The sequence below is a fragment of the Rhizobium sp. CFBP 8752 genome (genome assembly GCF_014842035.1).
GTDB lineage: Bacteria > Pseudomonadota > Alphaproteobacteria > Rhizobiales > Rhizobiaceae > Neorhizobium > Neorhizobium soli.
The window spans coordinates 943,550-970,170 of sequence record NZ_JACYUZ010000001.1 but is presented as its reverse complement, the minus strand read 5'-3'; the positions used below and the strand labels follow the sequence as shown (position 1 = coordinate 970,170).

Here is a 26,621-nt window from a genome sequence, read left to right as displayed (position 1 = left end):
GCGTCCGTCGCTCAATTAGCGATTACTGCAGCAGCAATTGCTGTTGCTGTCCTGCGGCGGCCGCAGCTTCCGTTGAGCTTCTGGATCGCCTGCGCCTGCCTTGCTGTTTTTGCACTCTTGGCGTCGATCTGGAACGAGCTCAATTCGAAACATTACTACGACCTGATGGTCATCCCGATCTTCATCATCTTCGGAAGTGTCATCAGGCAATTTCCGTTCAAGGCCTTCAAGCTGATCATCGCTGCGGTCGGTGTCATCTGCTTTCTGGATGCGTTCCTGGTCGGCCTCTATACCACGCTGTTCAATCCCCTCTCGTTCTTCCGCAACACCCGCGTCTGGGTCTCCGACCAGCTCGCCAGCGGCTCGGACGAGATGGGGCTTTATCTCGGCGCCAACCGCGGCGGCGGAAGTTTCTTCGGCTTCCTGACCGATCACCGGATCGGTGGACCGTTTCTGGAACCTCTGTCGCTCGGATATTTCGCAGTCGTCGCCTGCATGTTCTTCGCCGTCTGGTTCCGGCACTACCCCTGGCAACGCGCGGGCGCATTTGCCGCCTGCCTGGTCCTGGCACTGCTGGCCGACTCGCGTGTGCCGTCCGCCATGATCATCCTCTTTTTCGGTCTGTCATGTCTCCAGTCGCATATCAGAATGGCATGGTCGGCTTGGGGTCCGGCCATCGTGCTGGTCGCGGCATTTTTCTTCTACATGATGAGTGATGGCCGGCTTGCCGAGTCCGAAACCCCTCGACGCATCGCCATCACATTCGATGTCGTCACCAGTACCAACATCTTCGAGTTGTTCTCGGGCGCCTTGAACGTGAGCCGGTTCGGCGACAGCGGCATCCTCTATCTCGTCTACGGTGCCACACTGCCAGGCATGTTGCTCTGCCTCTACCTCTTTTCAGGCGTCCTGAGTTCGACCCGCCTGACGCCGCCGATCCTGCCACTGATGGCATCGATCTACATCACCACGACGGCGCTGTTCGGCGGCGCGTTTCTCTCGATCAAGACGTCCGCACTTTTGGGAATCATGCTCGGAGCAGCATCGGTCGGCGCAGTTCGTTCCAAGTTGAAAGCACGATCGATGCGGAAACAGCCGGCTCCATTCAGTCAACCCGGCTACAAGCCCGACCTGGGAGCGGTCGGTCAACAAGCGACAAATTGACTGGTGCTAGATAAGCAAGAGGGCTGAGGCCAAAATTCCCCCTCACCCCTTCGTCAACGTCCGCCTTACCGCGTCCTTCCAGCCCTTGATCTTGGCAACCCGTGTCTTCGGGTCCATCTCCGGCTCAAACCGGCGTTCTCGCGCCCAGCTTTTGGCAAAAGCCTTGCGGTCTGGCCAGACGCCGGCCTTGGAGCCGGCGAGCCAGGCGGCGCCAAGGGCGGTGGTTTCGAGGATCTTGGGGCGATCGACCGGCGCGTCAAGGAGGTCGGAGAGGCGCTGCATCGTCCAGTCGGAAGCAACCATGCCGCCATCGACCCTCAGCACCGTGTCGCCGCTGCGGTTCTTCCAGTCGCGGCACATGGCATCCAAGAGGTCGCGGGTCTGGTAGCAGACGGCTTCGAGTGCCGCGCGGGCAATTTCCGCCGGTCCCGTCGCTCGTGTGAGGCCGAACATGGCGCCGCGCGCCTCCGCATCCCAGTGCGGCGCGCCCATGCCGGTAAAGGCGGGCACCAGATAGACGTCCTGCTGCGGATCCGCCTTTGCGGCAAGATCTCCCGATTTCGACGCCTTGTCGATGACGCCGATTCCGTCGCGCAGCCATTGCACGGCAGCGCCCGCGATAAAGATCGAGCCTTCCAGCGCATAGGTCGTCTCGCCGTCCAGCCGGTAGGCGATGGTGGTGAGCAGCCGGTTTTTCGAAGGCACCATGTCGCGTCCCGTGTTGAGAACGGCGAAACAACCGGTGCCATAGGTGGATTTCATCATGCCCGGTTCGAAACAGGCCTGGCCGATCGTTGCCGCCTGCTGATCGCCCGCAACGCCGAGGATCGGGATCTCGGCGCCGAACAGGGATTTTTCCGTCACGCCGAAATCGTCGGCGCAGTCCTTCACCTCGGGCAGCATGGCGGCCGGGATCTTGAGGATATCAAGCAGCGACTGGTCCCAGGCATTGTCGGCGATATTGTAGATCAATGTGCGCGAGGCATTGGTGGCGTCGGTGACGAAGCTCTTTCCCCCTGTCAGCCGCCAGATCAGAAACGTATCGATCGTGCCGAAGCAGAGTTCGCCCTTTGCGGCGCGCGCCCTCGCCCCCTTCACATTGGACAGCAGCCAGGCAAGCTTGGTGCCGGAGAAATACGGGTCGAGCAGCAGGCCGGTGCGCTTCGAGAATGTCTTTTCCAGACCCTCGCGTTTGAGCTTTTCGCAATAGGATGCAGTGCGGCGATCCTGCCAGACGATGGCGTTGTGGATCGGCTTGCCGGTCTGGCGGTCCCACACGACGACGGTCTCGCGCTGGTTGGTGATGCCGATTGCGGCGATCTGCGATGCCTCAAGGCCTGCGGCCTTCAGCGCCTGCTTGACCGTCACGAGCACGCTCTCCCAGATCGCTTCCGGATCGTGCTCCACCCAGCCCGATTTCGGAAAGATCTGCGGAAACTCGGTCTGGCCGACACCGGCGATCTGCATTGTTTCGTCAAACACGATTGACCGTGTCGACGTGGTTCCCTGATCGATCGCCAGGATGTAACCCGCCATGCTGCCCTCCCTCACCATTTGCGCGTTGATCACGGTTTGAGCAGATGCCGCCGTCGCCGTCAAACCGCAACTCCCCGCCATGGAGGCTGGAATCGAGCGGGTGCCGCACCGTTATCCACAGGATCAGCGGCGAAACTGCTAAATTTCGCATTTGCCTTTTTGAGCGAGCGCCCTCTTTTGGACGCACCCATAGCTTTATGCGGTCTTTGGACCCCGCAGGGGGACTTGTATCTTCAAAAGGAGCCGGGATGAATCCGACCCCCCCGATGGCGCTGCAGCCTTTCAGGAAATCACTGACGGCCAAGATCTTCATGATCTGCTTTTTGTCCATCCACGTGCCCTTGATCGCCGTGATCGCCTATCTCGCGATCGGTTTCGAAACCCAGCCGCTCACGCTTCTTCTGTTGCTGCTCGGCGCCACGCTGATCGGCACCGTGGCCTGCCTTTCGGGCCTTTGGCTGCTGCTGCGGCCGCTCCGCAGCCTGACGCGCGCGGTCAAAACCTATCGCGACGAAGGTCAGCCGGTGCGGATGTTTTCCAAAGCCGATGATGAGATCGGCGTGCTCGCGACGGCTGTGACCTCGATGGTCGCCGAAGTCGAAACGCTGATGCAGAAACTGCGCCACCAGGCGATGACCGACCCTTTGACCGGGCTTGGCAACCGCCGCTGGCTGAGCGAACGCGTTGCGCAGGAACTGGCACGCGCCGAGCGCCAGGCGGAACCGATCTCGGTCATCCTGTTCGATCTCGACAAGTTCAAGACCATCAACGACAGTCACGGACACGATGTCGGCGACCAGGTTCTGGTGGCAGCCGGCGAAATCGCCACCAATTATGTCCGCCCCTACGATCTCGCGGCGCGGATCGGCGGCGAGGAATTCTGCATCGTCTTGCCGAAGACAACCGAGACGGAGGCCGCTGATATCGCCGAGCGGTTGCGCGCAGCACTCGCAAAGACCACCGTCACGCCGCTCGCGCAAGGCCGTCTCACCGCAAGCTTCGGCGTCTACCAGGGGGAGGCCGGCGAGAGCTTCGCACAGATGCTGCGGGTGGCCGATACGCTGCTCTACGACGCAAAGCAAGGCGGGCGCAACCGCGTGCGCCAGGCCGCCAGAAACACGGCCGGCAACCCGGCGCGATCCCCGTCTCATGCGCAGGCGACCCATGCCGCAACCGGTGCGGGCAAGCCGGCAAACTGAAGCTTGCTGCAAGGGCAAGGCTGGCGCCTGGCCCTTGCTCGCTCCCCTTCTTTCGGCACTCCTTGGCAATTGCCAGGGCGCAAGGTTTGAGCGTACCTTTCCGGTCGAGGCACCGCTCAAGCGCGGGCGCTTTGGCCTAGGGAGGGTTTTATAAAAATGGCAAGAACCGTCGTCGTCACCGGCTCAACGTCCGGCATCGGTCTCGGCATCGCAAAGGGTTTTGCAGCCGCGGGCGATACGGTCGTGATCAACGGCTTTGGAGAAAAGGACGCAATCGAGGCCGCCTGCCGGATGCTCGACGAGGCGGGTGCCGCAACCGTCCTCTACCACCCGGCCGACATGACCAGGCCCGGCGAGATCGAGGATCTGATCCGGAGCACGGCGAAGACATTCGGAACGGTCGACGTCCTCGTCAACAATGCCGGCATCCAGCATGTGGCAAAGATCGAGGATTTTCCGCCGGAAAAATGGGACCAGCTGATCGCCATCCTCCTGTCATCCGCCTTCCACACGATGCGCCACGCGATCCCGCTAATGAAGGCGCAAGGCAAGGGCCGCATCATCAACGTCGCCTCCGCCCACGGCCTCGTCGCCTCGCCGTTCAAATCCGCCTATGTGGCCGCCAAGCACGGCATCATGGGCCTCACCAAAAGCGTGGCGCTCGAAGTGGCGCAATCCGGCATCACCGTCAATGCCATCTGCCCCGGCTTCGTGCTGACGCCTCTGGTCGAAAAACAGATCCCCGCCCAGGCCCGCGAAAAGGGCATCAGTGAAGCGCAGGTGCGAGACGAAGTGCTGCTGCGGCTACAGGCTACGAAGGAATTCGTCGCGGTCGAGGACGTGGCCGCCGCGGCGCTGTACCTCGCGAGCGATGCGGCAAGAAGTATCACGGGGACGCATCTCTCCATCGATGGCGGATGGACGGCGCAGTAGGTTGGGCGTGGGAGGCGATTGGGAGCGAGTGCAACTGAGGAAACGGCACGTCTCCGCTTCCCTCATTCCGTCTCCCTGCGCGTGCTCTCCGTGGCCGCGCGTTGTCCTCCCCACGACCCTCATCCCTGTGCTTGTCACAGGGATCGAGTCACGCGAAGTCTTTCGCGTTGAAAGGCTCTTCCGCGTCGCGGACGCGACGCTGCTGGATTCCTGTGACAAGCACAGGAATGAGGAGAGTTGGGCGGGTGTTGCAACGGAGACGCTAGGTAGTCGCTGCGGCAGAAAGATCCGGACAACGGTCTCGGCTGAAAGGTTGCCTCCCGCGTCCCCGCCCAAAATATCTCCATCGACGGCGACCGCACTGCGCAGTAGACTTGCACGAAGCAAGCGATGTGGGTGACGGCGCCCACCCCCGTTTCCCTCATTCCTGTGCTCGTCACAGGAATCCAGTCACGCGCAGTTTTTCGCGTGGAAAAAGCCCTCCCGCGTCGCCGACGCGACGCTGCTGGATTCCTGTGACGAGCACAGGAATGAGGAGAGTTGGGCGGGTGTCGCGGCGGAGACGTCGGGGCGTCGCGGCAGAGACTTTGAGCGGATGCCTCGGCATCCGCGCCAATGAAATTGACAGCAGAAGCCGGGAACGGCGGACGAAGGAGACAGATGAGTTCAGCGATCCGCTTCATTCTCAACACGGAAGAGTTGAGCCTTGGAGATTTCGGCCCCACGGAAACGCTTCTCGATTATCTGCGCCTCAGAAGGCGGCTGACGGGGACGAAGGAAGGGTGTGCCGAGGGCGATTGTGGTGCCTGCACGGTGCTGGTGGGGAGGCTGAGCGAACGCGGCCTGATCTATGAAAGCGTCAATGCCTGTATCCGCCTGCTCGGATCGCTGCACGGAACCCATATCGTCACGGTCGAACATCTGGCCGCAAAGGATGGCAAGCTGCATCCGGTGCAGCAGGCGATGGTCGATTGTCACGGCTCGCAATGCGGCTTCTGCACGCCGGGCTTCGTGATGTCGCTTTATGGGCTCTGGCTTTCCAACGAACAGCCGTCGCGCCAGGACATCGAAAGCGCCCTGCAGGGCAATCTCTGTCGCTGCACCGGTTACGAGCCGATCGTGAAGGCGGCCGAACAGGTGGCGGAAAGCCGCCCGAGCGCGCTGTTTGATCCGCTGGAACGCGACCGCACCGAAATCATGGGCAAGCTTTTCTCCATGCAGTCGGCGACCGACACAATCGTCGTGGAGAAAGACGGCGCCCGCTCCATCGTTCCGGCCTCGGTCGAGGCCTTTGCCGAAGTCTTTTCCCAAAACCCTGATGCAACCGTCGTGGCCGGTGCCACCGACGTCGGACTGTGGGTGACGAAGCAGTTGCGGCTGCTTGATCCTGTCATCTTCATCAACCACCTCAGCGAGTTGAAATCGATCACCATCGAGGATGGAGGGGTCTCCATCGGCGCCGGCGTCAGTTATGCGGATGCGCAAGGCGTGATGGATGCGGTGGTTCCCGCCTTCGGCCGGCTGATCGACCGGATCGGCGGCAGCCAGGTGCGCAACATGGGCACGATCGGCGGCAATATCGCCAACGGATCGCCGATCGGCGACACGCCGCCGCCCCTGATCGCGCTGGGTGCCGAACTGACGCTGCGTTCCCATTCCGGTCGCCGCACGATGCCGCTCGAGAATTACTTCATCGCCTATGGCAAGCAGGACCGGCAGCCCGGCGAGTTCGTCGAAAAGATCGTCGTGCCGCGCCCGGCAGAAGACAGCCATTTCGCCGTCTACAAGATTTCCAAGCGTCGTGACGAGGATATTTCGGCGCTGTGCGGCGCGTTTTACCTGATGCTCGATGCGGAAGGGCTGGTCGAGGAGATCCGCATCGCCTTCGGCGGCATGGCGGCAATCCCGAAACGGGCGACCCATGTGGAAGATATGCTGATAGGACAGCCCTGGAGCTGGGGCGTGGTATCGGCCGTGCGCGACGCGTTCGATGCGGATTTCCAGCCCCTGACCGACTGGCGGGCGACCGCTGAATACCGCAGCCTGACCGCCAAGAACCTGCTGACGCGGTTCTTCCTGGAGACCGCCGGAGCACCGAGCGAGCTGCACCGGTTCGAGCTGGAGGAAGCATGATGGACAACACAAGCTTTCCGATGAAACCCGTGATCGACGGCCCGATGCATGTGTCGCTGAAGCATGATTCGGCGCACAAGCATGTAACCGGACAAGCCGAATATATCGACGATATCCCCGAACCCGCGGGCACGCTGCATGGCGGGCTGGGCCTTGCCGATCGTGCCCATGCCCAGATCGTCTCGATCGACCTCGAAGCCGTCAAGGCCGCCCCCGGCGTCGTCTGGGTGATGACGCCAGACGATATTCCGGGGGCCAACGACGTCGGCTCGACCGGCCGCCATGACGAGCCGCTGCTGGCGACCGATCTGGTGCAGTTCCACGGCCAGCCGATCTTTGCGGTGTTTGCGGAAACGCGCGACCAGGCCCGCCGGGCAGCACTTCTGGCAAAGATCGAGTATAGCGACCTTCCCCACTGGAGCGACATCGCAGGCGCGCGCGACAATGGTGCGCCATTCGTGACCGAACCGATGACACTCAAGCGCGGCGAGCCGGAGACCGAGATCGGCAAGCCGCCGCTTCGGGTTCAGGCCTCGATGGAAATCGGAGGCCAGGAGCATTTCTACCTCGAAAGCCACATCGCCTTTGCCATTCCGGGCGAGGACGACGACGTCATCGTCTGGTCCTCCACCCAGCATCCGAGCGAGGTGCAGCATATGGTGGCGCATGTGCTGGGCGTGCCGAACCACGCGATCGAGGTGCGCACACGACGGATGGGCGGCGGCTTCGGCGGCAAGGAGACCCAGGGCAACCAGTTCGCAGCCCTTGCGGCCGTCGCGGCAAAGAAGCTCAACCGGGCGGTCAAATTCCGGCCGGACCGCGACGAGGACATGTCGATGACCGGAAAGCGCCATGATTTCCGCGTCGATTACGATATCGCCTTCGACCAGGACGGCCGCATTCATGCGGTGGACGCCACCTACGCGGCGCGTTGCGGCTTTTCCGCAGATCTCTCCGGCCCCGTCACCGACCGGGCGCTGTTTCATGCGGATTCGAGCTACTTCTACCCGCATGTGCACCTGACCTCGCAGCCGCTAAAGACCCACACGGTTTCCAACACGGCCTTTCGCGGGTTCGGCGGGCCGCAGGGCATGCTCGGCGCCGAACGGATGATCGAGGAAATCGCCTATGCGGTCGGCAAAGACCCGCTTGAGGTGCGCAAGCTCAATTTCTACGGACAGCCCGGCTCCGGCCGCACCTCGACACCCTATCATCAGGAGGTCGAGGACTGCGTCATCGCTCGCATCGTCGAGGAACTGGAACAGTCGAGCGACTATCAGGCGCGGCGTCAGGCGATCCTCGAGTTCAACGCGCAAAGTCCCGTCATCCGCAAGGGCATCGCGCTGACGCCGGTCAAGTTCGGCATCTCGTTCACGCTCACCGCCTACAATCAGGCGGGCGCGCTGGTGCATATCTATAACGACGGTTCGATCCACCTGAACCACGGCGGCACCGAGATGGGCCAAGGTCTCTATACCAAGGTGGCGCAGGTCGTGGCCGACGCCTTCCAGGTGGATATCGACCGGGTGAAGATCACGGCGACCACCACCGGCAAGGTGCCGAACACATCCGCGACGGCTGCCTCTTCCGGCTCCGATCTCAACGGCATGGCCGCCTACGATGCCTGCCGCCAGATCAAGGAGCGGCTGGTGGATTTCGCCTGCCGGCAGTGGAATGTGGACAAGTGGGAAGTGGAATTCCTGCCCAACCGCATCCGCATCGGCGGCGACACCGTGCCCTTCGATACATTCGTGAAGGCCGCCTATTACGACCGTGTCCAGCTTTCCGCCGCAGGTTTCTACAAGACGCCGAGGATCCATTGGGACCGGGCGGCCGGGAAAGGCCATCCGTTCTACTATTTCGCCTATGGCGCCTGCGTGTCAGAAGTCTCGATCGACACGCTGACCGGCGAATACATGATGGATCGCACCGACATTCTCCATGATGTCGGAAAGTCGCTCAATCCGGCGATCGATATCGGCCAGATCGAAGGCGCCTTTGTGCAGGGCATGGGGTGGCTGACCACCGAAGAACTGTGGTGGGATGCCAAGGGTCGCCTCAGAACGCACGCGCCCTCCACCTACAAGATCCCGCTCGCCTCCGACCGGCCGAAAATCTTCAACGTGCAGCTGGCGGAATGGTCGGAAAACGCCGAACCAACCATCGGCCGCTCGAAAGCCGTCGGCGAACCGCCCTTCATGCTGGCGATCTCAGTTCTCGAAGCGATCTCGATGGCAGTGGCAAGCGTTGCAGACTACACCGCCTGCCCGAGGCTCGATGCGCCCGCCACGCCGGAACGGGTGCTGATGGCGGTCGAGCGGATGAAGGCGTTGGAGTGAACCGCGATGCCGCTTGCCGCGTTTCTCGCCGCCAATCCCGCATCGATCTTCGTCGAGATTGCCGAGGCGAAGGGATCGACGCCGCGTGAGCGAGGTGCGTTCATGCTGGTCAGCAGCACTGCGATCTGGGGCACGATCGGCGGTGGCCAGTTCGAATATATGGCGATCGACAATGCTCGCGCGATGCTTTCGGGCTCGGGCGCAGCCGTGATGGATATTCCGCTGGGGCCTGAGATCGGCCAGTGCTGCGGCGGCCGCACGAAACTCGTGTTTACCGTCGTGACGTCTGATGTCGCCTCAGATCTGCAAACCCGCATCCGCCGCGAAGAGGACACCCGCCCCGAGATCTACCTGTTCGGCTGCGGCCATGTGGGTCTGGCGCTGGCACGCGCCCTTGCGCCCCTGCCCTTTGCCGTGACCGTCATCGAGACACGCGCGGAGGCGCTGGAGGGTCTGCCGCCGGAAGTGTCCGCAAGGCTGACCGCAATGCCGGAAGCGCATGTGGCGGAGATTGCGCCGGGCGGCGCGGCTGTCATCCTCACCCACGACCATGCGCTGGATTTCCTGATCGCCGAACGGGCGCTTTCGCGGGGAGACCTCGCCTATGTCGGCATGATCGGCTCTGCCACCAAGCGTGCGACATTCTCGAACTGGCTGCAGCGGCAGACGGAGGATCGCGAGACGAGTTCGGCGATGATATCTAGGCTGACGCTGCCGGTCGGCAATATTGCGGCCGATGGCAGCGTCAAGGACAAGCGCCCGGCCGTGATCGCAGCGCTGGTCTCCGTCGAACTGCTGCACTGCGTCCCGGCCCGGCAACCGGTCGAGGACGGGTTGCCGGCACGGTCTTCGGTCTGACACGCATCTCACGGAAAGCGCTGGTAGCGATCCACCTCGGCCCACGCCTCCGAACGGAACCGACGCTTGACGGTGCTGGGCGTGATCCTCTCGTCGAGCAGACCGAAGGCCCGCAGTTCGTCCTCGCTGACATTCTCCACGTCGCACTGCTGGCGGGCGCCCGAGATCATCGATGTCAAAAAACCCACGCGTGATTTCAGGCGCAGAAATGCAGCGCGCAAACCACTGAACATGGCCGCTTCTCCCTGGTTGAGTCATCACTAATTTGATGTTTGTGCTTGGAAGATGCGCGCAAAAATGCTCCATTTCCAATGGAACATCCGTCTGTATGGATGAAGAGGGCTTATCCATGAAAATGTCGACGAACTTTCCGCTGAACGCCCTTCGCGTCTTCGAAGCGGCAGCGCGGCACCTGAGTTTCACCAGGGCCGGCGAAGAGCTGGGCATGACGCAGACGGCGGTGAGCTATCAGATCAAGCTTCTCGAGGAGACGCTCGGCGACCAGCTGTTCCTGCGCCGGCCGCGACAGGTGTTGCTGACGACCGCCGGCGAACGGCTGGCACCGAAGATATCGGAAGCCTTCGGCATCATGGACGAGGCTGTGGCGGGATCAAAGGAACTGTCAGAGAGCACGCTGGTCATCCACACGACCGCGACATTCGCATACCGGTGGCTCGCCCCTCATCTCGGCACATTCCAGATGCAGAACCCAGACATCGCGGTACGGCTCGAAACCTCGCAGACCGTGGTGGACTTCACTCGGACCGAAGCCGACGTGGCGATCCGCAGCGGCACCGGCCGCTGGCCGGGACTGACCTCGCATTTCCTGATGAAGAGCGATTTTACGCCGATGCTGAGCCCGGTGCTGGCCGAAACGATCGGCGGCGTTCGCGAGCCGGCCGATATCCTGAAGTTGCGGATCATCGACGCGGGCGATGTCTGGTGGCGGCTGTGGCTTGAAGCGGCCGGCATTCCCGATGCGGATCTCGGGGGACGACCGAACAGTCGTTTCGGGGCACAGGCTTTCGAGGCGGCGGCCGCGATCGCCGGACAGGGCGTGGCGATTCTGAAGCCTGAATTCTACGCCGACGACGTTGCACTCGGACGACTGATCCAGCCGTTCGAACTGAGGGCCTCGGACGGCAACGACTATTGGTTCGCCTATCAGGAGACGCGGCGGCATTCGAAGAAGATCCGCGCCTTCCGTGATTTCATGCGCCTTATGATGCCGAGTTTCAGAGACTGATCATGCTGCTCGTTCAAAAGCCCATGTCGGGCGCGTAGAAACAGCGCAGCGTGTCTTCCGTCGGATAGAGACAGATGTGATATTCGGAATCGGTGCTGCGACGGGCCTCGCTCTGCGGCAGCTGGAAATCATGGGTGCGGGTGACCAGACGGTGGTCACCGGGCTTCAGGATGATTTCGTAACCGCCGCTTGTGATCCTGACATTCCTGGTCGGGATCCTCTGGCAGTCGCCGGTATGATTGTTGCCGTTGCAGCAGTAGGACTCGTATTTGAAGCCGCTCACGGCCTCGTGCGCCCGCCCCTGTGGAATGGGAATGCCGCACGTGGATACACCGGATACAAACGCAATCACCGCGCCCGTTGGAAGGCACCGCCTGCTCGGCGTCATGTCGCTATGCATAAGCCTGTTCTCCGTTGATGAATGTCATCTCCGGCGACGCGCTCAACGCAATACCCGGCACCGCCGGAGAACTTGCAAAGCTTACAATACGCGAGTCGGCTGGTGCCGCTAAACAAAATAGTGCGGCGCACAACTTGCGTATTAGATTTTTCTTAAGGAACCTACACTCAGGCAGGCATTCAGAGGTGCGAGACCATCCGGTGCAGCTGAGCGGCGATCTTGGCGGCATCGTAGGGCTTGCTGTAGAACACGCTGCGGGCCGGCATATCGTCCTTGCCGAGCTTCACATGGCCGGACACGATGATGATCTCGATCGGCGGCCAGCGGTCGCGCACCATGGCGGCCAGCCGCATTCCGTTCATGCTGCCCGGCATATCGATGTCGGTAAAGACGATGCGGATATCCTTACGGTCCTGGAGAATTTCGACTGCCTGATCGGCACTTCGAGCCTCGACGGCTTCGAAACCGGCTTCTTCTACGAGGTCCGTCGCCATCATCAAGAGCAGCGGTTCGTCCTCAACTACGAGTACGACGTGCCTTGAAGGCGGGGTAAGTGATCCCATTCAGATATCTGCCTGCTGGAGCTGAGGGAGAGACGCGTGCATCTGGGCGACGAAGCCCGATGGTTCATAACGAACGTTAACGCCGCCTGTTCCGGCCAGTCCCATACGAATAAGTTTCGATCCAAACCCATTGGCCTGCGGTTCGGCAACCTGGGGCCCGCCGCTTTCCTGCCAGCTGAAGTTGAACGACGAAAGATCGCCCTCGCCTTCCACGTGCCAGTTAATGGCAACGCGGCCTGTCGTGTTGGAGAGACTGCCATACTTGATCGCGTTGGTGGCGAGCTCGTGCAGCACGAGCGACAGCGACAACGTACCCTTGGGTCCAAGCATGATCGGGTCGCCGACAATGTCGATCCGCTCGCGCACGGAGAGACGGTCAAGCGTCTTTTCAACGACGTTGGAAACGGGGGCACTACTCCAGTTGCGCTCGAGAAGGATTTCGTGCGCGGTGCTCAGCGCATGCAGGCGACGCTCGAAAGCATCCACGTGGTTGCGTTCCTTAACCGGACGCAGGGTCTGGGAGGCGATGGCCTGCACCATGGCAAGCGTGTTTTTCAGACGGTGCCCGAGCTCACGCTGCAGGACCATCTGTTCGGCCTCGGCATGCACGCGGGCAATCGCGGCCTGGATGCGATCGCCAAAGCTGCGCAGGAAAGCCAGTTCTTCGGTGCTCCACGCATAGGGATGCGTGTGATGGGCGAACACGACCAGATTGAAACGCCCCTGATCCATGATCGGCACATTGACGAGGACGCGGATATCCAGATCCAGCAGTGCCTGCGCATTGTCGCGGGTTCTCGGGTCCTGCGTGACATCGGGGATGACGACGGGGTTGCCAAGCCTCAGATCGTTGATGAACGAGCCGTAATCGCGGAAGTGATGCCGGCCGGAAAGAGACACGACACCGGGCGCCGTCCATTCCGGCTGCATCATCACCGTCTCGTCAGCAAGGTTGACGATGCCGAAACCGGCGCGGGTGGCATCCAGTGCCTTGGCCATCAGGTCGGCCGCCGCCATCGCCATGGACTCTGTGTCGGTCAGATGATTGAGACGGTCGCCAAGATCGAGCAGAGCCTGGACGCGGGCAGCCGCCCGCTTGATGACTGTGACGTCCTTCACGGCGCCGATCATCTTGATCGGCCGTCCGCTCTCGTCGTGAACGAAACTGGCGGTGCGCGAAATCCAGCGGATTCCGACATCCGTGTTGATGCGATACTCGACGTCGAGCGAATCCGTGGCCTCCCGCCGGCCGAGGTCACTCGACTGCAAGCCCCGGTCGCTCTCCACGACCATTCCCTCAAACAGGGAGGACGGATAGATCGGTGCGACGGGCAGATGGAAGATGCGGCAAAAGGCCGGCGACGTCTTGGCCTGACCGGTCTCGATATCCACTTCGAACGTGCCGACGCCGCCAGCCTCCTGGGCCGCCAGCGTCTCGTTTGCAGCGGCCCGCATATGCGATGTCAGGCTCTTCTGCCGGCGAAACAGATCGTCCTTGCGCTGCGACAGCCGGCGCGCTTCAAACAGCGCAATCACCTGGCCTGCAAGCGCGCGCAGTCCTTCGCGTTGTTCGTTGTCGAGACCGTGCGGCCGCGGCACACTGTCGATGACGCAGAGGCTGCCGATGGTGATATTGTCGGGTGTGATCAGCGGTGCGCCCGCGTAAAAGCGGATGAATGGCTCGCCGGTCACCAGCGTGTTGTAGCACGTGCGCGGATCGTCCTTGAGATCGGGAATGATCAGAAGATCGGAACTGGCGAGCGCATGGCGGCAGACCGACTGGGAGAGCGGCGTTTCAGACGGGCTGAACCCGACACGCGCCTTGAACCACTGGCGTTCCGCATCGACAAGACTGATCAGCGCCACCGGCGCCTTGCAAAGCGCGGTGGCGATCTGGACGATCCCGTCGAACTCCGGTTCAGACGGAGAATCCATGATGTCGTAGGCTTCGAGGGCCTCGAGACGATCGAGAAGGGCGGCGTGTTCGTCGAGATCGGCGATGAGCAAGGGAAACTCTGAAAATTGCAATTGACGCTAAGATAGGGCGCAAAAATGATTTGTCACCACTGCACGGTCACTGCTGCTGCTCAACCGCGTATACCGCGGGTTGAAACAAATTGCCTAACCGATCATTCATAAGTAACAGCTAAGAAATACGCAGACAGAGACTCACATTCTGGGACATCATGGCCTTGAACGACGACGCGACGCTGCGGCAGATGGCCGGGCTGATGGAAGTTGCAGGCGTCCTGATCGCGGTGTTCGATCAGGACGACAGGCTACGTTTCGCCAATCGTGCGTTCCGGGACGCCTGGTGCCTCGACGAGACCGATAGTCCGCTCTGGTCGGAGATGATGCGCCGCAATTTCCTGTCAGCGCGCGGCACGGTCATCAAGGCGACGGATTTCGAGACATGGCTGCGCTCCACCCTTTCGCGGCGCGGCAAGACCGGCTTTCGCGCCTACGAAACCGACCTTCACGACGGCCGCTGGCTCTGGATGACGGAAACCATGCAGCCGAACGGCTGGATGCTGTGCGTTGCAAGTGACATCACCTCGATGCGCCCTGACGAAAGAACGCTCCGGCAGGACCGCGACGACGCGATCAGGGTCTCCCAGATCGACGAACTGACCGGCATTCCAAGCCGGCGGTTTGCGATGGCAAAGATCGACGATCTGTTGCGCTCGCAAGGTGGCGCGCCGTCGCAGCCGGCCGGATGCCTGGCCGTACTCGACATCGACAATTTCAAATATATCAACGACCGTTTCGGCCATTCGGTCGGCGATGCGGTGCTGAAGGACTTTGCCAAGACACTGCACAGCCATGTGCGAAAGACCGACGTACTCGGCCGTGTCGGCGGCGAGGAATTCGTGCTGATCCTGCCCAATGCATCACCGGAAAACGCGCTGACGATCGTCGGCAAGATGCTGGAGGCGGTGCGTCACTCGCGGCCCGTCGCGGAACAGCAGAGCTTCCGCTACACGTTTTCTGCAGGCATCGCGTCCGGCGACAGCGGCGATAGCGCCGCCGACCTCTACCGGCGCGCCGACTTGGCCCTTTATGCCGCCAAGATGCGGGGCCGCAACCAGGTCTGCCTCGATCCGGAAACACGCCTGGGACGGATTACTGCCGCTGTCTGACAGCCTCAGGTTGTCGAGTATCTGAGGACACCTGCTATCCCCGAATTTGGATCGGCACCCGTATCGGCCGGATGACGGACGCCGTCCATGACCGTCACTTCGGGGAAATCGAACGGACTGACACCTTCGATGCAGGCGACATTGATGCCGAACTGCTCCGGATTTGAGCGTCGCTGGTGATGGGTATAGATGCCGCAGGTCTTGCAGAAATAGTGTTTCGCAGTCCCCGTATTGAACTGATAGAGCGTCAGGCTGTCCTCGCCTTCAAGGATGGTGAGATCGCTCAGCAGCGCGGAGGCAACGACGGCTCCCCGCATGCGGCAAAACGAGCAGTCACAGCGCCGGATCGTGTTGAACCCATCCGACAACTTGACCCGCAAGCGCACCGCGCCGCAGTGGCACGAGGCATGATGGGGTTCTGCGGTTTCGCTCATGGTTAGCTCCTCGATCCTGATACGCCCGAAAGCTAGTCCGGATGGACGGGCACGGCAACCTCGCCCGCTCCTCTCATTGGCATATGATCTATATCGGAATGACGGTGGCGTCCGCCCCTCTTCCCTCTCCGCGATTTTTTCCCCAAAGTGCGCTGCAGGGGAACTGAATCGGGAACACACGGAATGTACGAATACGCGATCGCCTGGGAATGGCTGAGCTTTGCAGCGCGCTGGTTTCACGTCATCACTGCGATCGCCTGGATCGGCTCGTCCTTCTACTTCATCGCGCTTGATCTTGGGCTGGTGAAGCGGGCACATCTTCCCGTCGGCGCCTATGGCGAGGAATGGCAGGTGCATGGCGGCGGGTTCTATCACGTCCAGAAATACCTGGTGGCGCCGGCGCAGATGCCGGAGCACCTGACCTGGTTCAAGTGGGAAAGCTACGCCACCTGGCTCTCCGGCTTCGTGATGCTGTGCATCGTCTATTATGGCGGCGCAGACCTGTTCCTGATCGACCGCACGGTGATGGACCTGTCGTCCCTGCAGGCGATCGGTCTGTCGCTGGCCTCGCTCGGGATCGGCTGGGTCATCTATGACCAGCTGTGCAAATCGCCTGTTGGCAAAAACACCTGGGCGCTGATGGGCATTCTCTACGTGGTTCTGGTTGCGATGGCCTGGGGCTACACGCAGATCTTTTCCGGCCGCGCCGCCTTCCTGCATCTCGGCGCCTTCACCGCCACGATCATGTCGGCCAACGTGTTCATGATCATCATGCCCAACCAGCGCATCGTCGTCGCCGACCTGATCGCCGGACGCACGCCCGATCCGAAATACGGCGCGATTGCCAAGCAGCGTTCTCTGCACAACAACTACCTGACCCTGCCCGTCATCTTCTTCATGCTGTCGAACCATTATCCGCTGGCGTTTGCCACCCATTTCAACTGGGTGATCGCGGCGCTGATCTTCCTGATGGGCGTGACGATCCGGCACTGGTTCAACACCACCCATGCGCGCAAGGGCAAGCCGACCTGGACCTGGCTGGTGACGGTGCTCCTGTTCATCACCATCATGTGGCTTTCGACGGTGCCGAAAGTGCTGACCGGCGAGACCGAGATATCGAGCGCATCGGCCATGACGCCGATCCAGCAGACATTCGCATCCGACACGCATTTCGTCGCGGCGCGCAATGTCGTTCAGGGGCGCTGTTCGATGTGCCATGCAGCAGAGCCGGCCTGGGAGGGCATCACCTTCACGCCAAAATCGGTGAAGCTGGAAACCGATGCGGAGATTGCTGCCCACGCCCGCGAGATCTATATCCAGGCCGGCCGGAGCCACGCCATGCCGCCAGGCAACGTGTCCGCCATCACCCCCGAGGAGCGCCGTCTTCTCGTTGCGTGGTATGAAAGTGCAATAGCGTCGAAATAGAGTTTTAGATGACCGATTCCCTGATCCGCGGCCGCCTTCTTTCATTCAAGCGTGCGCCCCTCGCGATGACCGATACCGACAGCTATTCGTACGAGCACGACGGCGCCCTCCTCGTGTCCGGCGGCCGGATCACCGCAACCGGCGACTACGCGCAGGTCAAGGCGCAGGCGCCAGCCGATATCGAGGAGATCGATCACCGGCCGCACCTCATCCTGCCTGGGATGATCGACACCCATGTGCATTTTCCGCAGATGCAGGTGATTGCGTCCTATGCCGGCAACCTTCTGGAATGGCTCAACACCTACACATTCCCCGAGGAATGCCGCTTCGTCGAGAGCGATCACGCGACGCGCATCGCCACGCATTTCTACGACGAGTTCCTGCGCCACGGCACGACGACGGCGGTTGCCTATTGCTCCGTCCACAAGACTTCCGCCGACGCCTTTTTCGCCGAGGCGATGAAGCGCAACATGTGCATGGTCGGCGGCAAGGTGATGATGGATCGCAATGCGCCGCAGGGCCTGCTCGATACCGCCGAGATGGGCTATGACGAAACCAGAGCCGTGATTGCCGAATGGCACGGAAAGGGCCGCAACCACGTCGCCATCACGCCCCGCTTTGCGATCACCTCGACGCCGGGCCAGATGAAGGCGGCGGAAGCGTTGGCGCAGGAATTCCCCGACCTGTTCATCCAGACGCACCTCTCGGAAAACCACGAGGAAATCAAGTATACTGCCGAGCTCTATCCGGAAGCGACGGACTATACCGATATCTATGCCCGTTACGGCCTGCTGGGGAAAAAGACGCTGCTCGGCCACGCCATCCATCTCTCCGAGCGTGAGGCAGATGCGCTGTCGGAAGCCGGCAGCATTGCCGTGCATTGCCCGACCTCCAACCTGTTCCTCGGTTCCGGCCTGTTTCCGCTGAAAGCCTTGAGGAGGCGCGAAAAGCCCGTCCGTGTTTCCGTCGCGACCGATATCGGCGGCGGTTCCAGCTATTCGATGCTGAAGACCATGGACGAGGCCTACAAGATACAGCAACTGCTGGGCGAACGTCTCAATCCGCTCGAAAGCTACTACCTGATGACCCGCGGCAATGCCGAGGCGCTGGGCATGGAGGCCGACATCGGCACGCTCGACATCGGATCGATGGCCGACCTCGTCATCCTCGACGCCGGATCGACACCCGCAATGCGGCTTCGGATGGAAACGGTGAAGACCCTGCCCGAAGAGCTGTTCCTGCTGCAGACCATGGGCGACGACCGCGCGGTGGTGGAAACCTATGTTGCGGGCAAGGCGATGAAGACGGGGCTGGGCGGCGATGAAATGCAGACTGGTGCCGTGGAGGCCTGACGTCTCGAAGTAGCCGGGCTGTCGGGACAGGATACCCCATCCCTCCGGGCGCAACCGGCGAACGAAACACCAAGTCTAGAATCCAGTCGTGATGCATTTTCACTGTAATATCAGCGCTTAATTATATTTAAACTATAAGTTATTACGCCTGTCTGCGACAGAATATCCCCTGGCAGCCATGAAGGCAGAGCGCAGCTGTCATGCCACACAAGTTTGCCTGACCAATCGATCAGTTTGCATGCGCTCCAGCGATCCCGGCTGGCGCCAGCAACGCTGATGGAATGGAGGCTTCTCCGCTACTCCACGAGGGGTTCTATGTCGTTTTTGAAAAATGCGAGTATTCGCACCAAAATACTGTCTGTCCTTATCCCGCTCTGCGTCGTTGGCCTGGGCGCTACAAGCTTCGTTGCAAGCCGCTACAAGGCTGCCGATACCAGCTACTCCGATTTTATTTCGACAGACACCGTTGCGGCTGTGGAAATGGCCCGCGCCAACCGCAATCTTGCGGCGACGGGCTATGCCGCCTACCAGACCCTTGCCTATCCCAGGGGCAGCGAGGGGATGACGGCTGCCACTGCTTTCTACAAGGAAAGCAAAACCAACCTGATGGTGCGTCTCGAGCATATCCGTACACTCGTGCCAACCAGAGCGGCAGACCTCGACCCGCTCGTGACCCGCGTCAAGGCAGTCCTCACGCTGACTGACGAGGCTGTTGCCCTCGGTGAAAACGACCAGGACGAAATCGCCAAGGCAGCTCTTGTGAAGGTCGATCAGCAGGTTCTGCCGCTGGCGAAGGACCTCGCGGCATTCCTCGAGCGGTTGAGCGCAGATGTGAATACCAAGAGCAACGCGATCACCGACGAAACGAACTCGACGATCTTCAACGCACTGCTCGTTCTCGCAGTCGTGTTTTCGGCCGGTATCGTCGGAGCGCTCCTCGTCTCCGCCAAGGGCATCACCAAGCCGATTGCCAACCTGCGCGAACGCATGGCGTCATTGGCACGGGGTGAAACAGAGGCACCGATCGAAGGTCAGGATCGCCGCGACGAGCTTGGCGCCATGGCGGCAGCCGTTGCCGTGTTCCGCGACAACGCGCTGGAGCGCATCCGTCTCGAACGCGAAGCCGATGCCAACCGCAGCCTGTCCGATCGCGAACGCATCGAACGCGACGCGCAGAAGGCAAAGGACGCAGCTGACACACAGTTCGCGGTGGACCAGCTTGCCGGCGGACTGGCAAAGCTTGCGCAGGGTGATGTCGCCTACCGCCTCGACACGCCGTTCGTCGCGCATCTTGATGCGCTGCGCAACAACTTCAACGATTCGGTTGCCAACCTTCAGGAAACCCTGCAGGCCGTCGGCAACAACGCTCGCGGCATCGACGGCGGCGCCAATGAGATCCGTGCGGCCGCCGATGATTTGTCCAAGCGCACCGAACAGCAGGCAGCTTCGGTCGAAGAAACCGCAGCCGCCCTGGAGCAGATCACAACCACGGTGAAGGATTCCAGCAAGCGCGCCGAAGAAGTCGGCAACCTCGTCACCAAGGCTCGTGCCGGTGCCGAGCGTTCCGGCGCAGTCGTGCGCGATGCGGTCACCGCCATGCAGGGGATCGAAAAGTCCTCGGGCGAGATCTCCAGCATCATCGGCGTCATCGACGAAATCGCCTTCCAGACCAACCTTCTCGCCCTGAACGCCGGTGTCGAAGCCGCGCGTGCCGGTGAAGCGGGCAAGGGTTTCGCCGTCGTCGCACAGGAAGTCCGCGAACTCGCACAGCGGTCTGCCAAGGCCGCCAAGGAGATCAAGGAACTGATCACCGCATCGAGCGAGCATGTCCGCTCCGGCGTCCACCTCGTCGGCGAGACCGGCAAGGCGCTGGAAGTCATCGTCGCCGAAGTTCAGGAGATCAACCGCCACGTCAACGCGATCGTCGACTCCGCGCGCGAACAGGCGGTCGGACTGCAGGAGATCAACACGGCGGTCAACACGATGGACCAGGGCACCCAGCAGAACGCCGCCATGGTGGAAGAATCGACTGCGGCCAGCCACTCGCTTGCCAAGGAAGCAGCCTCGCTGAACGACCTCCTGTCGCGCTTCAACCTCGGCCAGAGCGAAAACCGCTCCGCATCGAACGGTCGTCGCGGCCATGCTCCGTCGGCTCCGATGGCCGTATCGCCGGCCTCGCGCCAGACACCATCGCCGGCACGAGCGCTCGGCAACCGCATCGCTTCAGCCTTCGGCGGCGGTTCGTCATCGGCCGCGGCACAGGCCCAGTCCTGGGAAGAATTCTGAGGCCCATCCACAAAACCCGGCCACAGATTGAGTAAACTACGACGGGCGGCCTTGGCCGCCCGTTTTCCGTTGTGGCGCGACACCTGCGGTGCAGTTGAGAAAACTGCTCCCCCAAACCGACGTTTCCGCTGGCAAGGTCGCCCGGATATGGTAGTTGTCGGACAACCGTCGAGGAGGAAGTTTTGCGCATGTCCAAGCCGCTGACCATTGCCGATCTGAAGACCATGGCTCGCCGTCGGGTGCCCAAGATGTTCTTCGATTATGCCGATAGCGGCGCCTGGACCGAAGGCACCTACCGTGCCAACGAGGATGACTTTTCCAAGATCAAGCTGCGCCAGCGGGTGCTGGTCGACATGACCAACCGATCGCTGGCAACGACGATGGCGGGGCAGGCAGCGGCGATGCCCGTGGCGCTCGCGCCGACCGGAATGACCGGCATGCAGCATGCCGATGGCGAGATGCTGGCAGCCCAGGCGGCCGAAGAATTTGGCGTTCCCTTCACGCTGTCCACCATGAGCATCTGCTCGATCGAGGATGTGCGCTCGGTCACCACCAAGCCGTTCTGGTTCCAGCTCTACGTGCTCAAAGACCGCGGCTTTATCGAACGCCTGATCGGACGCGCGAAACAGGCGGGCTGCTCGGCGCTGGTCGTCACCGCCGATCTGCAGATCCTCGGCCAGCGCCACAAGGACATCAGAAACGGCCTGTCGGCGCCGCCGAAGTGGACGCTCAACAGCGCGCTGCAACTGGCGACGAGGCCGCAATGGTGCCTGGAAATGCTGCGCACCAAGCGTCGCGGTTTTGGCAATATCGTCGGACATGCCAGCAACGTCTCGGACCTGTCGTCGCTTGGTGCCTGGACCGCCGAACAGTTCGACCCGCGCCTCTCCTGGGACGATATCCGCTGGATCAAGGACCTGTGGGGCGGCAAGCTGATCATCAAGGGCATTCTCGACGAGGAAGACGCGCGGGCCGCAGCCGACACCGGCGCCGATGCGATCATCGTTTCCAACCACGGCGGCCGCCAGCTGGATGGCGCCCCCTCCTCGATCAGCATGCTGCCGAAGATCGTCGAAGCCGTCGGTGACCGTATCGAGGTGCATTTCGACGGCGGTATCCGCTCCGGTCAGGATGTGCTGAAAGCCGTGGCGCTGGGGGCCAAGGGCACCTATATCGGCCGCCCCTTCCTCTATGGCCTCGGCGCGATGGGAAAGCCGGGCGTGACTGCAGCGCTCGACATCATCCGCAAGGAAATGGACATCTCGATGGCCTTGTGCGGAAAGCGCGATATCGAAACCTGCGGCCGCGACATCATTGCCGACGTGAGGTTCTGATTTCTTCTTCTGAGCCTAGGCCCACAGTCTGCCGCAGGGCCAGGCCTGGGACGACCGGGTCGATGCCTGGGCAATCCGTGCCGCGAGCATGTCGAGCATTTTCGGCAGGTCATAGGGTTTGGGAATGAACGCGCAGCCGGGTTGAAGCTCGGCTTCGCACAGGACATGACCGCCTGACGTGACGATGACGGCGGTATCCCGGTAGCAGCTGCAGATCAGCTTCATCAGGTCGAAACCGTCGAGGGCGCCGGGCATGTCGATATCGGTAATGACCGCGTCAACGGTTCGGGACTGCCCAAGGACGGCCACCGCCTCGAGCACGTTGGATGCCTCGAGAACCGTATAGCCGGCATCCTCCAAAGTGTCTGCCAGATGCAGCCGGATTAGGGGCTCATCTTCTACGACAAGCACGGTACGCTGATACAAAGCCATGTTCGCCTCCGATGTAGTTCGCTCCCTCAACGCCTGCCATCTGATTTCGATGTGTCCCGTCCGTCAGTCTTTGCTAACAATATTAATAAAATGCGAACAATCGCATATTCGCCGCGTCTGCCGGTGGAACCGCGCCCCGTTCCTGCCCGTTCGAAGCCTTGGAGGATGGCCCTAACAGCATCGCTTACAAGGAGAATTTCATGCAGCGCTTCAGCGAAAAAGTCGTCATCGTCACGGGCGCGGGATCGGGCATAGGCAAGGCCACCGCGGAACGGTTTCTCGATGAAGGCGCCTTCGTCGTGATCGCCGGCCGCACCCGGGAAAAACTTGAGGCGGTTGCAGCGCCCTACCCCAAGGACCGCGTTCTCGTGCAGGCCTGCGACATGGCGGACGAGGACCAGGTGAACGCTCTCGTCGAGGCCGCGGTCAAGACGTTCGGTCGCGTGGACACGCTCGTCAACAATGCAGGCGTGGCGGTGCAGGGCGATGTATCATCGCTATCGACCAGCGACTGGCGCAAAGTGATGGCGACCAATCTCGACGGCGTGTTCTTCGCCAGCCGCGCGGCAATCCCGCATCTGAAGTCGAGCAAGGGCTCGATCGTCAACGTCGCGTCTGTCTCCGGCACCGGCGGCGACTGGGGCATGGCCGCTTACAACGCCGCCAAGGGTGGTGTCGTCAATCTCACCCGGGCGATGGCGCTGGATCACGGCAAGGACGGCATTCGCGTCAACGCGGTCTGCCCAAGCCTGACGCGCTCCGGCATGACGGATAGCATCATGGACAATCAGGAGCGGCTCGCCCAGTTCAACGCGCGCTTCGCGCTGGAAGGTCCCTGCGAGCCGGCCGATATCGCCGCCGTGATCACGTTTCTGGCGAGCGACGATGCGCGCTTCGTAACGGGCGTCAACCTGCCTGTTGATGGCGGGATCTCTGCGTCCAACGGCCAGCCTTCGAAGTAAGGTGGAGGCCACGGCGAAAAGCGGCTGAGGCTCAGGAGCACCAGCCGGATTTGCCGGCACCCGGGCGTTTCGCCAATCCTTCGTTGACGAGGATATCGGCAAGCGAGCGGCCGTTGCGGGTGACTTCGCGCAACTGGTGACCATCGACCGCCGCATCGTTGCCTCGCCAGCTCGCCAGGTCGAACGGGCCGGAATCGAGAAACGCGCGGACCCGGAGCTTGGCATCGCTTGCCTTGATCCGCTCAGCCTCGCACCGGGGCTTGGCCATATTGGGAACTTCGACGCCAACCAGCCGGATCTTCTGACCATGGAAGACGAAGCGGTCGGCGGACACGACGCAGTCGTCCTGCTTGGCGGTGCCGCAAAGAAAGAACTTTGCCTCATAGGCGCCGGCAAGCTTTTCGCCCACTCTCGGCGCCCCCGGCTGAGCAGCTGTCTGCGCGGCAACCGCGTCCAGCCCCGGCTTGCCGATCGGCGCCGGCGGAATGATCGCGGCCGTCTGGCTCTGGTCGAGCCCTGCGGCCGGCCGCGGCGTGATCGGGCGCTGCAGAGGTGCAGCAGCAACGACCGGTTTCGGCGGCACCGGATTGTCATCGCGCTGCACCGGCTTCGAGGCTGTCTGAACCGGCTTCGAAGAGGTGAGGCTGCTCACGAAGCGGCGCGCAGCAGTCGAATGATCGTAGAGCGCGATCGAGCCGCCGACCACAACAAGGGCAGCCCCCCAGAGCCAGAGCGAACCGCCCGAACGCGAGGAAGAGCGTTTGGTCCCGGCGCTGCGCTTGCGTTTCGCAGCCGGTTTTGCGCGTGATTGAGCCATCGAATCATCCCCTGTCTCGTCGCAGGGGAGTATCTGGAAGAAGCCTTGCGGAATGGTTTCCGTCGGAATTTTAGCGGTGGATAGAGAATTGAAGGGGCATGGGCGCGGGCCGACTGGCGCTCACACCCTGCCGGTCGCCAATGCGCTTGCCCAGTCGGGACGGTCGTTTTTGGCGGCGAGCCGCGACATTGCCATGTGATCGTAGGCCACGGTGCGCAGTGTCGGCACGAAGCCTTTGTCGGTCTTTTCGATCACCGCGTAGGACGCCAGTGCATGGCCTGTTTCGACCTTGTGATAGACGGGGGCATCGTCGTCATAGGCGGGCTGGCCGACGCTGCCGGGATTGACGATCAGCCGGCCATCCGAAAACTGCACGATCCGGGCGACATGGCTGTGGCCGCAAAGGATCAGCGATTGCGCGATGCCTTCGGCCAGCGCTTCGATCTCGGCTTGCGGCCGTAGCGTCACGTGGCCGTCCGAGGACACCGTTTCGAGCCAGTAGAGATTGTCGTTCTCAGGCGTCGCGTGGCAGAGGTAAACATCGTCGCGCCAGACCTTGGTGAATGGCAGTTTGCGCAGCCATTCGAAATGCCGCGATGCCAGCTGCCCGTGCGCGTGCCGATCCGAGGCCGCCAAGGAGTCGGGTGGCGTTTCCAGGAGGTAGCGATCGTGGTTGCCGCGCACGGTCTGCGCTGCAGCCTCATCGAGAAGCAGCAGCAGGTCACCGGTCCTGTCAGCCTCCAGCGGACCGCTGAAACAATCGCCGAGATTGACGATGTCGCGGATGCCGAGGCTGGCGATATCGTCAAGCACCGCCTGGAGTGCGGCGCAGTTTCCGTGAATATCGGCGATCGCTGCAAAGCGCATCAGCTTCCCCTGTAGGTGGAATAGCCATAGGGCGAGATCAGCAGCGGCACATGATAGTGCGCCGAGACATCGGACATGCCAAAGCGGATCGGGATGACGTCGAGAAAGGCCGGCTCGGTCAGCGCGACGCCGCGAGCACGCAGATAGTCGCCGGCATGGAAGACGAGCTCGTAGGTTCCTACAATGAAGGTGTCGCCGGACAGGATCGGTCCGCCATCAATGCGGCCATCGGCATTGGTCGTGACCGTCATGAGTTTTTCGCGAACGTCGCCGTCGATCCGGTAGAGGTCGATGACGAGCCCGGAGGCAGGCGTACCGCTTGCGGTATCGAGCACATGGGTGGTGAGGCCGGTCATAGGCTGGGCTCCGTGATGCGATAGGGTGTTTCGAAGAAGAATTCCTCGAGATTGGCGGCCGTGTTGTCGCGATCGACGACGAGAAAATCGCTGATCTCACCCAGCGCCATCAGCGGATGATGCCAGGTGTTGGCGAAATAGTTTACGCCCTGATGCGGCTGCGCTAGAAAGATTTTCGGACGCCCCGGCCGGCCGTCCTCGTCGTCGGAAACGCCCACCAGAAACGGCCGCCCGGAGAGTGGCATGAAACTCTGGCTGCCGAACGGATGCCGCTCCATCATCCCAACCTCGTGCGGAAAACTCCGCGGCTGGCCGCGAAAAATGTTGAAGATCAGCCGCTCCGGCGCCCCGACCACGACCGGTGAGGCCAGCCCATGATAGCGCTCCGTCGTGCCGTTGTTGATCAGCCGCATCGTCGCCGGATCGGCCTCGATCACATCGCCATAGGCTGCGAAGGCGGCTTTAGTGAGCGGGAGGATGCGGAGGGTTTCATGGTCGGTCAAATCATTCGCCTTGGGCATGGAAGTTGCGCAGAGATTGGAGTTTGTCGAGAAGGTCGGGAAGATCGATCGTCACCGTGCGCCACACCGTATCGACGTCGATATCGAAATACTGATGCGCGACCCGATTGCGCATGGTCCTTATATCCTGCCACGGCACCTCCGGGTGAGCGGCGGCGAATTCGGGAAACCTGTCCATGATTTTCGTCACGCATTCGCCGATCGCAGCGATGTTGGCGATTACCGCATCCTGCGTCCGCTGGTCCGCTCCGAATGATGCGCGGTCCGCACCGTCGACATAAGCAATAGCGCGTGATCCCGCGACTGACATACGCTCTAGGTAGA

At 61.8% G+C, this 26,621-nt stretch carries 25 protein-coding genes; 13 read left to right on the top strand and 12 right to left on the bottom strand.

All coding sequences use genetic code 11. The features are described from left to right. Positions 1-72: 72 nt before the first annotated feature. Complete coding sequence (locus IFT59_RS04665) at positions 73-1,164, top strand: hypothetical protein (protein ID WP_192086213.1); 1,092 nt, start codon at positions 73-75, stop codon at positions 1,162-1,164. A gap of 42 nt (positions 1,165-1,206) precedes the next feature. Here IFT59_RS04665 and glpK read toward each other — a convergent pair whose 3' ends face one another. After that, positions 1,207-2,700: a glycerol kinase GlpK gene (glpK, locus tag IFT59_RS04660; RefSeq protein ID WP_062455523.1), complete on the bottom strand. Its 1,494-nt coding sequence runs from the start codon at positions 2,698-2,700 to the stop codon at positions 1,207-1,209. A 248-nt stretch (positions 2,701-2,948) separates the two neighbouring features. On the opposite strand from glpK, the gene IFT59_RS04655 reads away from it, so the two are divergent. The 5 genes from IFT59_RS04655 (at position 2,949) to xdhC (ending at position 10,162) form a co-directional block, all read left to right on the top strand. After that, positions 2,949-3,899 (top strand): GGDEF domain-containing protein, encoded by a 951-nt coding sequence (locus IFT59_RS04655; protein WP_082472015.1) that lies wholly within the window; start codon positions 2,949-2,951, stop codon positions 3,897-3,899. 156 nt (positions 3,900-4,055) lie between these two features. Then, positions 4,056-4,832: a 3-hydroxybutyrate dehydrogenase gene (locus IFT59_RS04650; RefSeq protein WP_062455520.1), complete on the top strand. Its 777-nt coding sequence runs from the start codon at positions 4,056-4,058 to the stop codon at positions 4,830-4,832. Positions 4,833-5,492: 660 nt separating this feature from the next. After that, complete coding sequence (xdhA, locus tag IFT59_RS04645) at positions 5,493-6,965, top strand: xanthine dehydrogenase small subunit (protein WP_192086212.1); 1,473 nt, start codon at positions 5,493-5,495, stop codon at positions 6,963-6,965. Then, positions 6,965-9,304 (top strand): xanthine dehydrogenase molybdopterin binding subunit, encoded by a 2,340-nt coding sequence (xdhB, locus tag IFT59_RS04640; protein WP_192087103.1) that lies wholly within the window; start codon positions 6,965-6,967, stop codon positions 9,302-9,304. Before xdhA ends, xdhB begins: the two co-directional genes overlap by 1 nt. A 6-nt stretch (positions 9,305-9,310) precedes the next feature. Next, positions 9,311-10,162, top strand: a complete 852-nt coding sequence (xdhC, locus tag IFT59_RS04635) for a xanthine dehydrogenase accessory protein XdhC (RefSeq protein WP_192086211.1) — start codon at positions 9,311-9,313, stop codon at positions 10,160-10,162. An 8-nt stretch (positions 10,163-10,170) separates the two neighbouring features. Here the strand turns inward: xdhC and IFT59_RS04630 are convergent, their stop codons facing one another. Next, positions 10,171-10,395 (bottom strand): hypothetical protein, encoded by a 225-nt coding sequence (locus IFT59_RS04630; RefSeq protein ID WP_192086210.1) that lies wholly within the window; start codon positions 10,393-10,395, stop codon positions 10,171-10,173. A gap of 116 nt (positions 10,396-10,511) precedes the next feature. On the opposite strand from IFT59_RS04630, the gene IFT59_RS04625 reads away from it, so the two are divergent. Then, positions 10,512-11,408, top strand: coding sequence for a LysR substrate-binding domain-containing protein (locus IFT59_RS04625; RefSeq protein ID WP_249407488.1), 897 nt, complete (start codon positions 10,512-10,514; stop codon positions 11,406-11,408). Positions 11,409-11,421: 13 nt separating this feature from the next. Here IFT59_RS04625 and IFT59_RS04620 read toward each other — a convergent pair whose 3' ends face one another. The 3 genes from IFT59_RS04620 to IFT59_RS04610 form a co-directional block, all read right to left on the bottom strand. After that, positions 11,422-11,796 carry a hypothetical protein gene (locus tag IFT59_RS04620; RefSeq protein ID WP_197978069.1) on the bottom strand — a complete coding sequence of 125 codons (375 nt, stop codon included), beginning with the start codon at positions 11,794-11,796 and terminating at the stop codon, positions 11,422-11,424. Between the two features lie 191 nt (positions 11,797-11,987). Further along, positions 11,988-12,371, bottom strand: coding sequence for a response regulator (locus IFT59_RS04615; protein WP_192086208.1), 384 nt, complete (start codon positions 12,369-12,371; stop codon positions 11,988-11,990). Further along, positions 12,372-14,378, bottom strand: a complete 2,007-nt coding sequence (locus IFT59_RS04610; protein ID WP_113110796.1) for a GAF domain-containing protein — start codon at positions 14,376-14,378, stop codon at positions 12,372-12,374. Positions 14,379-14,557: 179 nt separating this feature from the next. Between IFT59_RS04610 and IFT59_RS04605 the strand changes: the two genes are divergently transcribed. Then, positions 14,558-15,511, top strand: coding sequence for a GGDEF domain-containing protein (locus IFT59_RS04605; protein ID WP_082476268.1), 954 nt, complete (start codon positions 14,558-14,560; stop codon positions 15,509-15,511). 5 nt (positions 15,512-15,516) lie between these two features. On the opposite strand, the gene IFT59_RS04600 is transcribed toward IFT59_RS04605, so the two are convergent. Further along, on the bottom strand, positions 15,517-15,945 hold the full coding sequence (locus IFT59_RS04600) for a GFA family protein (RefSeq protein ID WP_062455492.1): 429 nt from the start codon (positions 15,943-15,945) through the stop codon (positions 15,517-15,519). A gap of 183 nt (positions 15,946-16,128) precedes the next feature. Here IFT59_RS04600 and puuD point away from each other — a divergent pair, with 183 nt between their 5' ends. The 4 genes from puuD to IFT59_RS04580 all read left to right on the top strand — a co-directional run bounded on the left by puuD (position 16,129) and on the right by IFT59_RS04580 (position 22,342). Next, on the top strand, positions 16,129-17,370 hold the full coding sequence (gene puuD / locus IFT59_RS04595) for a urate hydroxylase PuuD (protein WP_192086207.1): 1,242 nt from the start codon (positions 16,129-16,131) through the stop codon (positions 17,368-17,370). Positions 17,371-17,378: 8 nt separating this feature from the next. Then, positions 17,379-18,722 carry a guanine deaminase gene (gene guaD / locus IFT59_RS04590; RefSeq protein WP_192086206.1) on the top strand — a complete coding sequence of 448 codons (1,344 nt, stop codon included), beginning with the start codon at positions 17,379-17,381 and terminating at the stop codon, positions 18,720-18,722. A 315-nt stretch (positions 18,723-19,037) separates the two neighbouring features. After that, the gene (locus IFT59_RS04585; protein ID WP_192086205.1) at positions 19,038-21,008 is read left to right on the top strand and encodes a methyl-accepting chemotaxis protein; all 1,971 of its coding nucleotides are present in this window, start codon (positions 19,038-19,040) and stop codon (positions 21,006-21,008) included. Positions 21,009-21,196: 188 nt separating this feature from the next. Next, positions 21,197-22,342, top strand: a complete 1,146-nt coding sequence (locus IFT59_RS04580; protein WP_192086204.1) for an alpha-hydroxy acid oxidase — start codon at positions 21,197-21,199, stop codon at positions 22,340-22,342. 15 nt (positions 22,343-22,357) lie between these two features. Here IFT59_RS04580 and IFT59_RS04575 read toward each other — a convergent pair whose 3' ends face one another. Next, entirely contained in the window at positions 22,358-22,774 is a 417-nt protein-coding gene (locus IFT59_RS04575) for a response regulator (RefSeq protein ID WP_062455479.1), read from the bottom strand. A 200-nt stretch (positions 22,775-22,974) separates the two neighbouring features. Here IFT59_RS04575 and IFT59_RS04570 point away from each other — a divergent pair, with 200 nt between their 5' ends. Further along, positions 22,975-23,736 carry an SDR family NAD(P)-dependent oxidoreductase gene (locus IFT59_RS04570; protein ID WP_192086203.1) on the top strand — a complete coding sequence of 254 codons (762 nt, stop codon included), beginning with the start codon at positions 22,975-22,977 and terminating at the stop codon, positions 23,734-23,736. Between the two features lie 31 nt (positions 23,737-23,767). On the opposite strand, the gene IFT59_RS04565 is transcribed toward IFT59_RS04570, so the two are convergent. The 5 genes from IFT59_RS04565 to IFT59_RS04545 form a co-directional block, all read right to left on the bottom strand. Further along, positions 23,768-24,553: a hypothetical protein gene (locus tag IFT59_RS04565; protein WP_192086202.1), complete on the bottom strand. Its 786-nt coding sequence runs from the start codon at positions 24,551-24,553 to the stop codon at positions 23,768-23,770. Positions 24,554-24,673: 120 nt separating this feature from the next. Beyond that, entirely contained in the window at positions 24,674-25,420 is a 747-nt protein-coding gene (locus tag IFT59_RS04560) for a metallophosphoesterase family protein (RefSeq protein WP_192086201.1), read from the bottom strand. Further along, positions 25,420-25,776, bottom strand: coding sequence for a hydroxyisourate hydrolase (uraH, locus tag IFT59_RS04555; RefSeq protein WP_192086200.1), 357 nt, complete (start codon positions 25,774-25,776; stop codon positions 25,420-25,422). Before uraH ends, IFT59_RS04560 begins: the two co-directional genes overlap by 1 nt. Beyond that, positions 25,773-26,297 carry an ureidoglycolate lyase gene (locus IFT59_RS04550; protein WP_192086199.1) on the bottom strand — a complete coding sequence of 175 codons (525 nt, stop codon included), beginning with the start codon at positions 26,295-26,297 and terminating at the stop codon, positions 25,773-25,775. Before IFT59_RS04550 ends, uraH begins: the two co-directional genes overlap by 4 nt. Next, the gene (locus IFT59_RS04545) at positions 26,281-26,607 is read right to left on the bottom strand and encodes a HepT-like ribonuclease domain-containing protein (RefSeq protein WP_197978020.1); all 327 of its coding nucleotides are present in this window, start codon (positions 26,605-26,607) and stop codon (positions 26,281-26,283) included. Before IFT59_RS04545 ends, IFT59_RS04550 begins: the two co-directional genes overlap by 17 nt. Positions 26,608-26,621 lie beyond the last annotated feature (14 nt).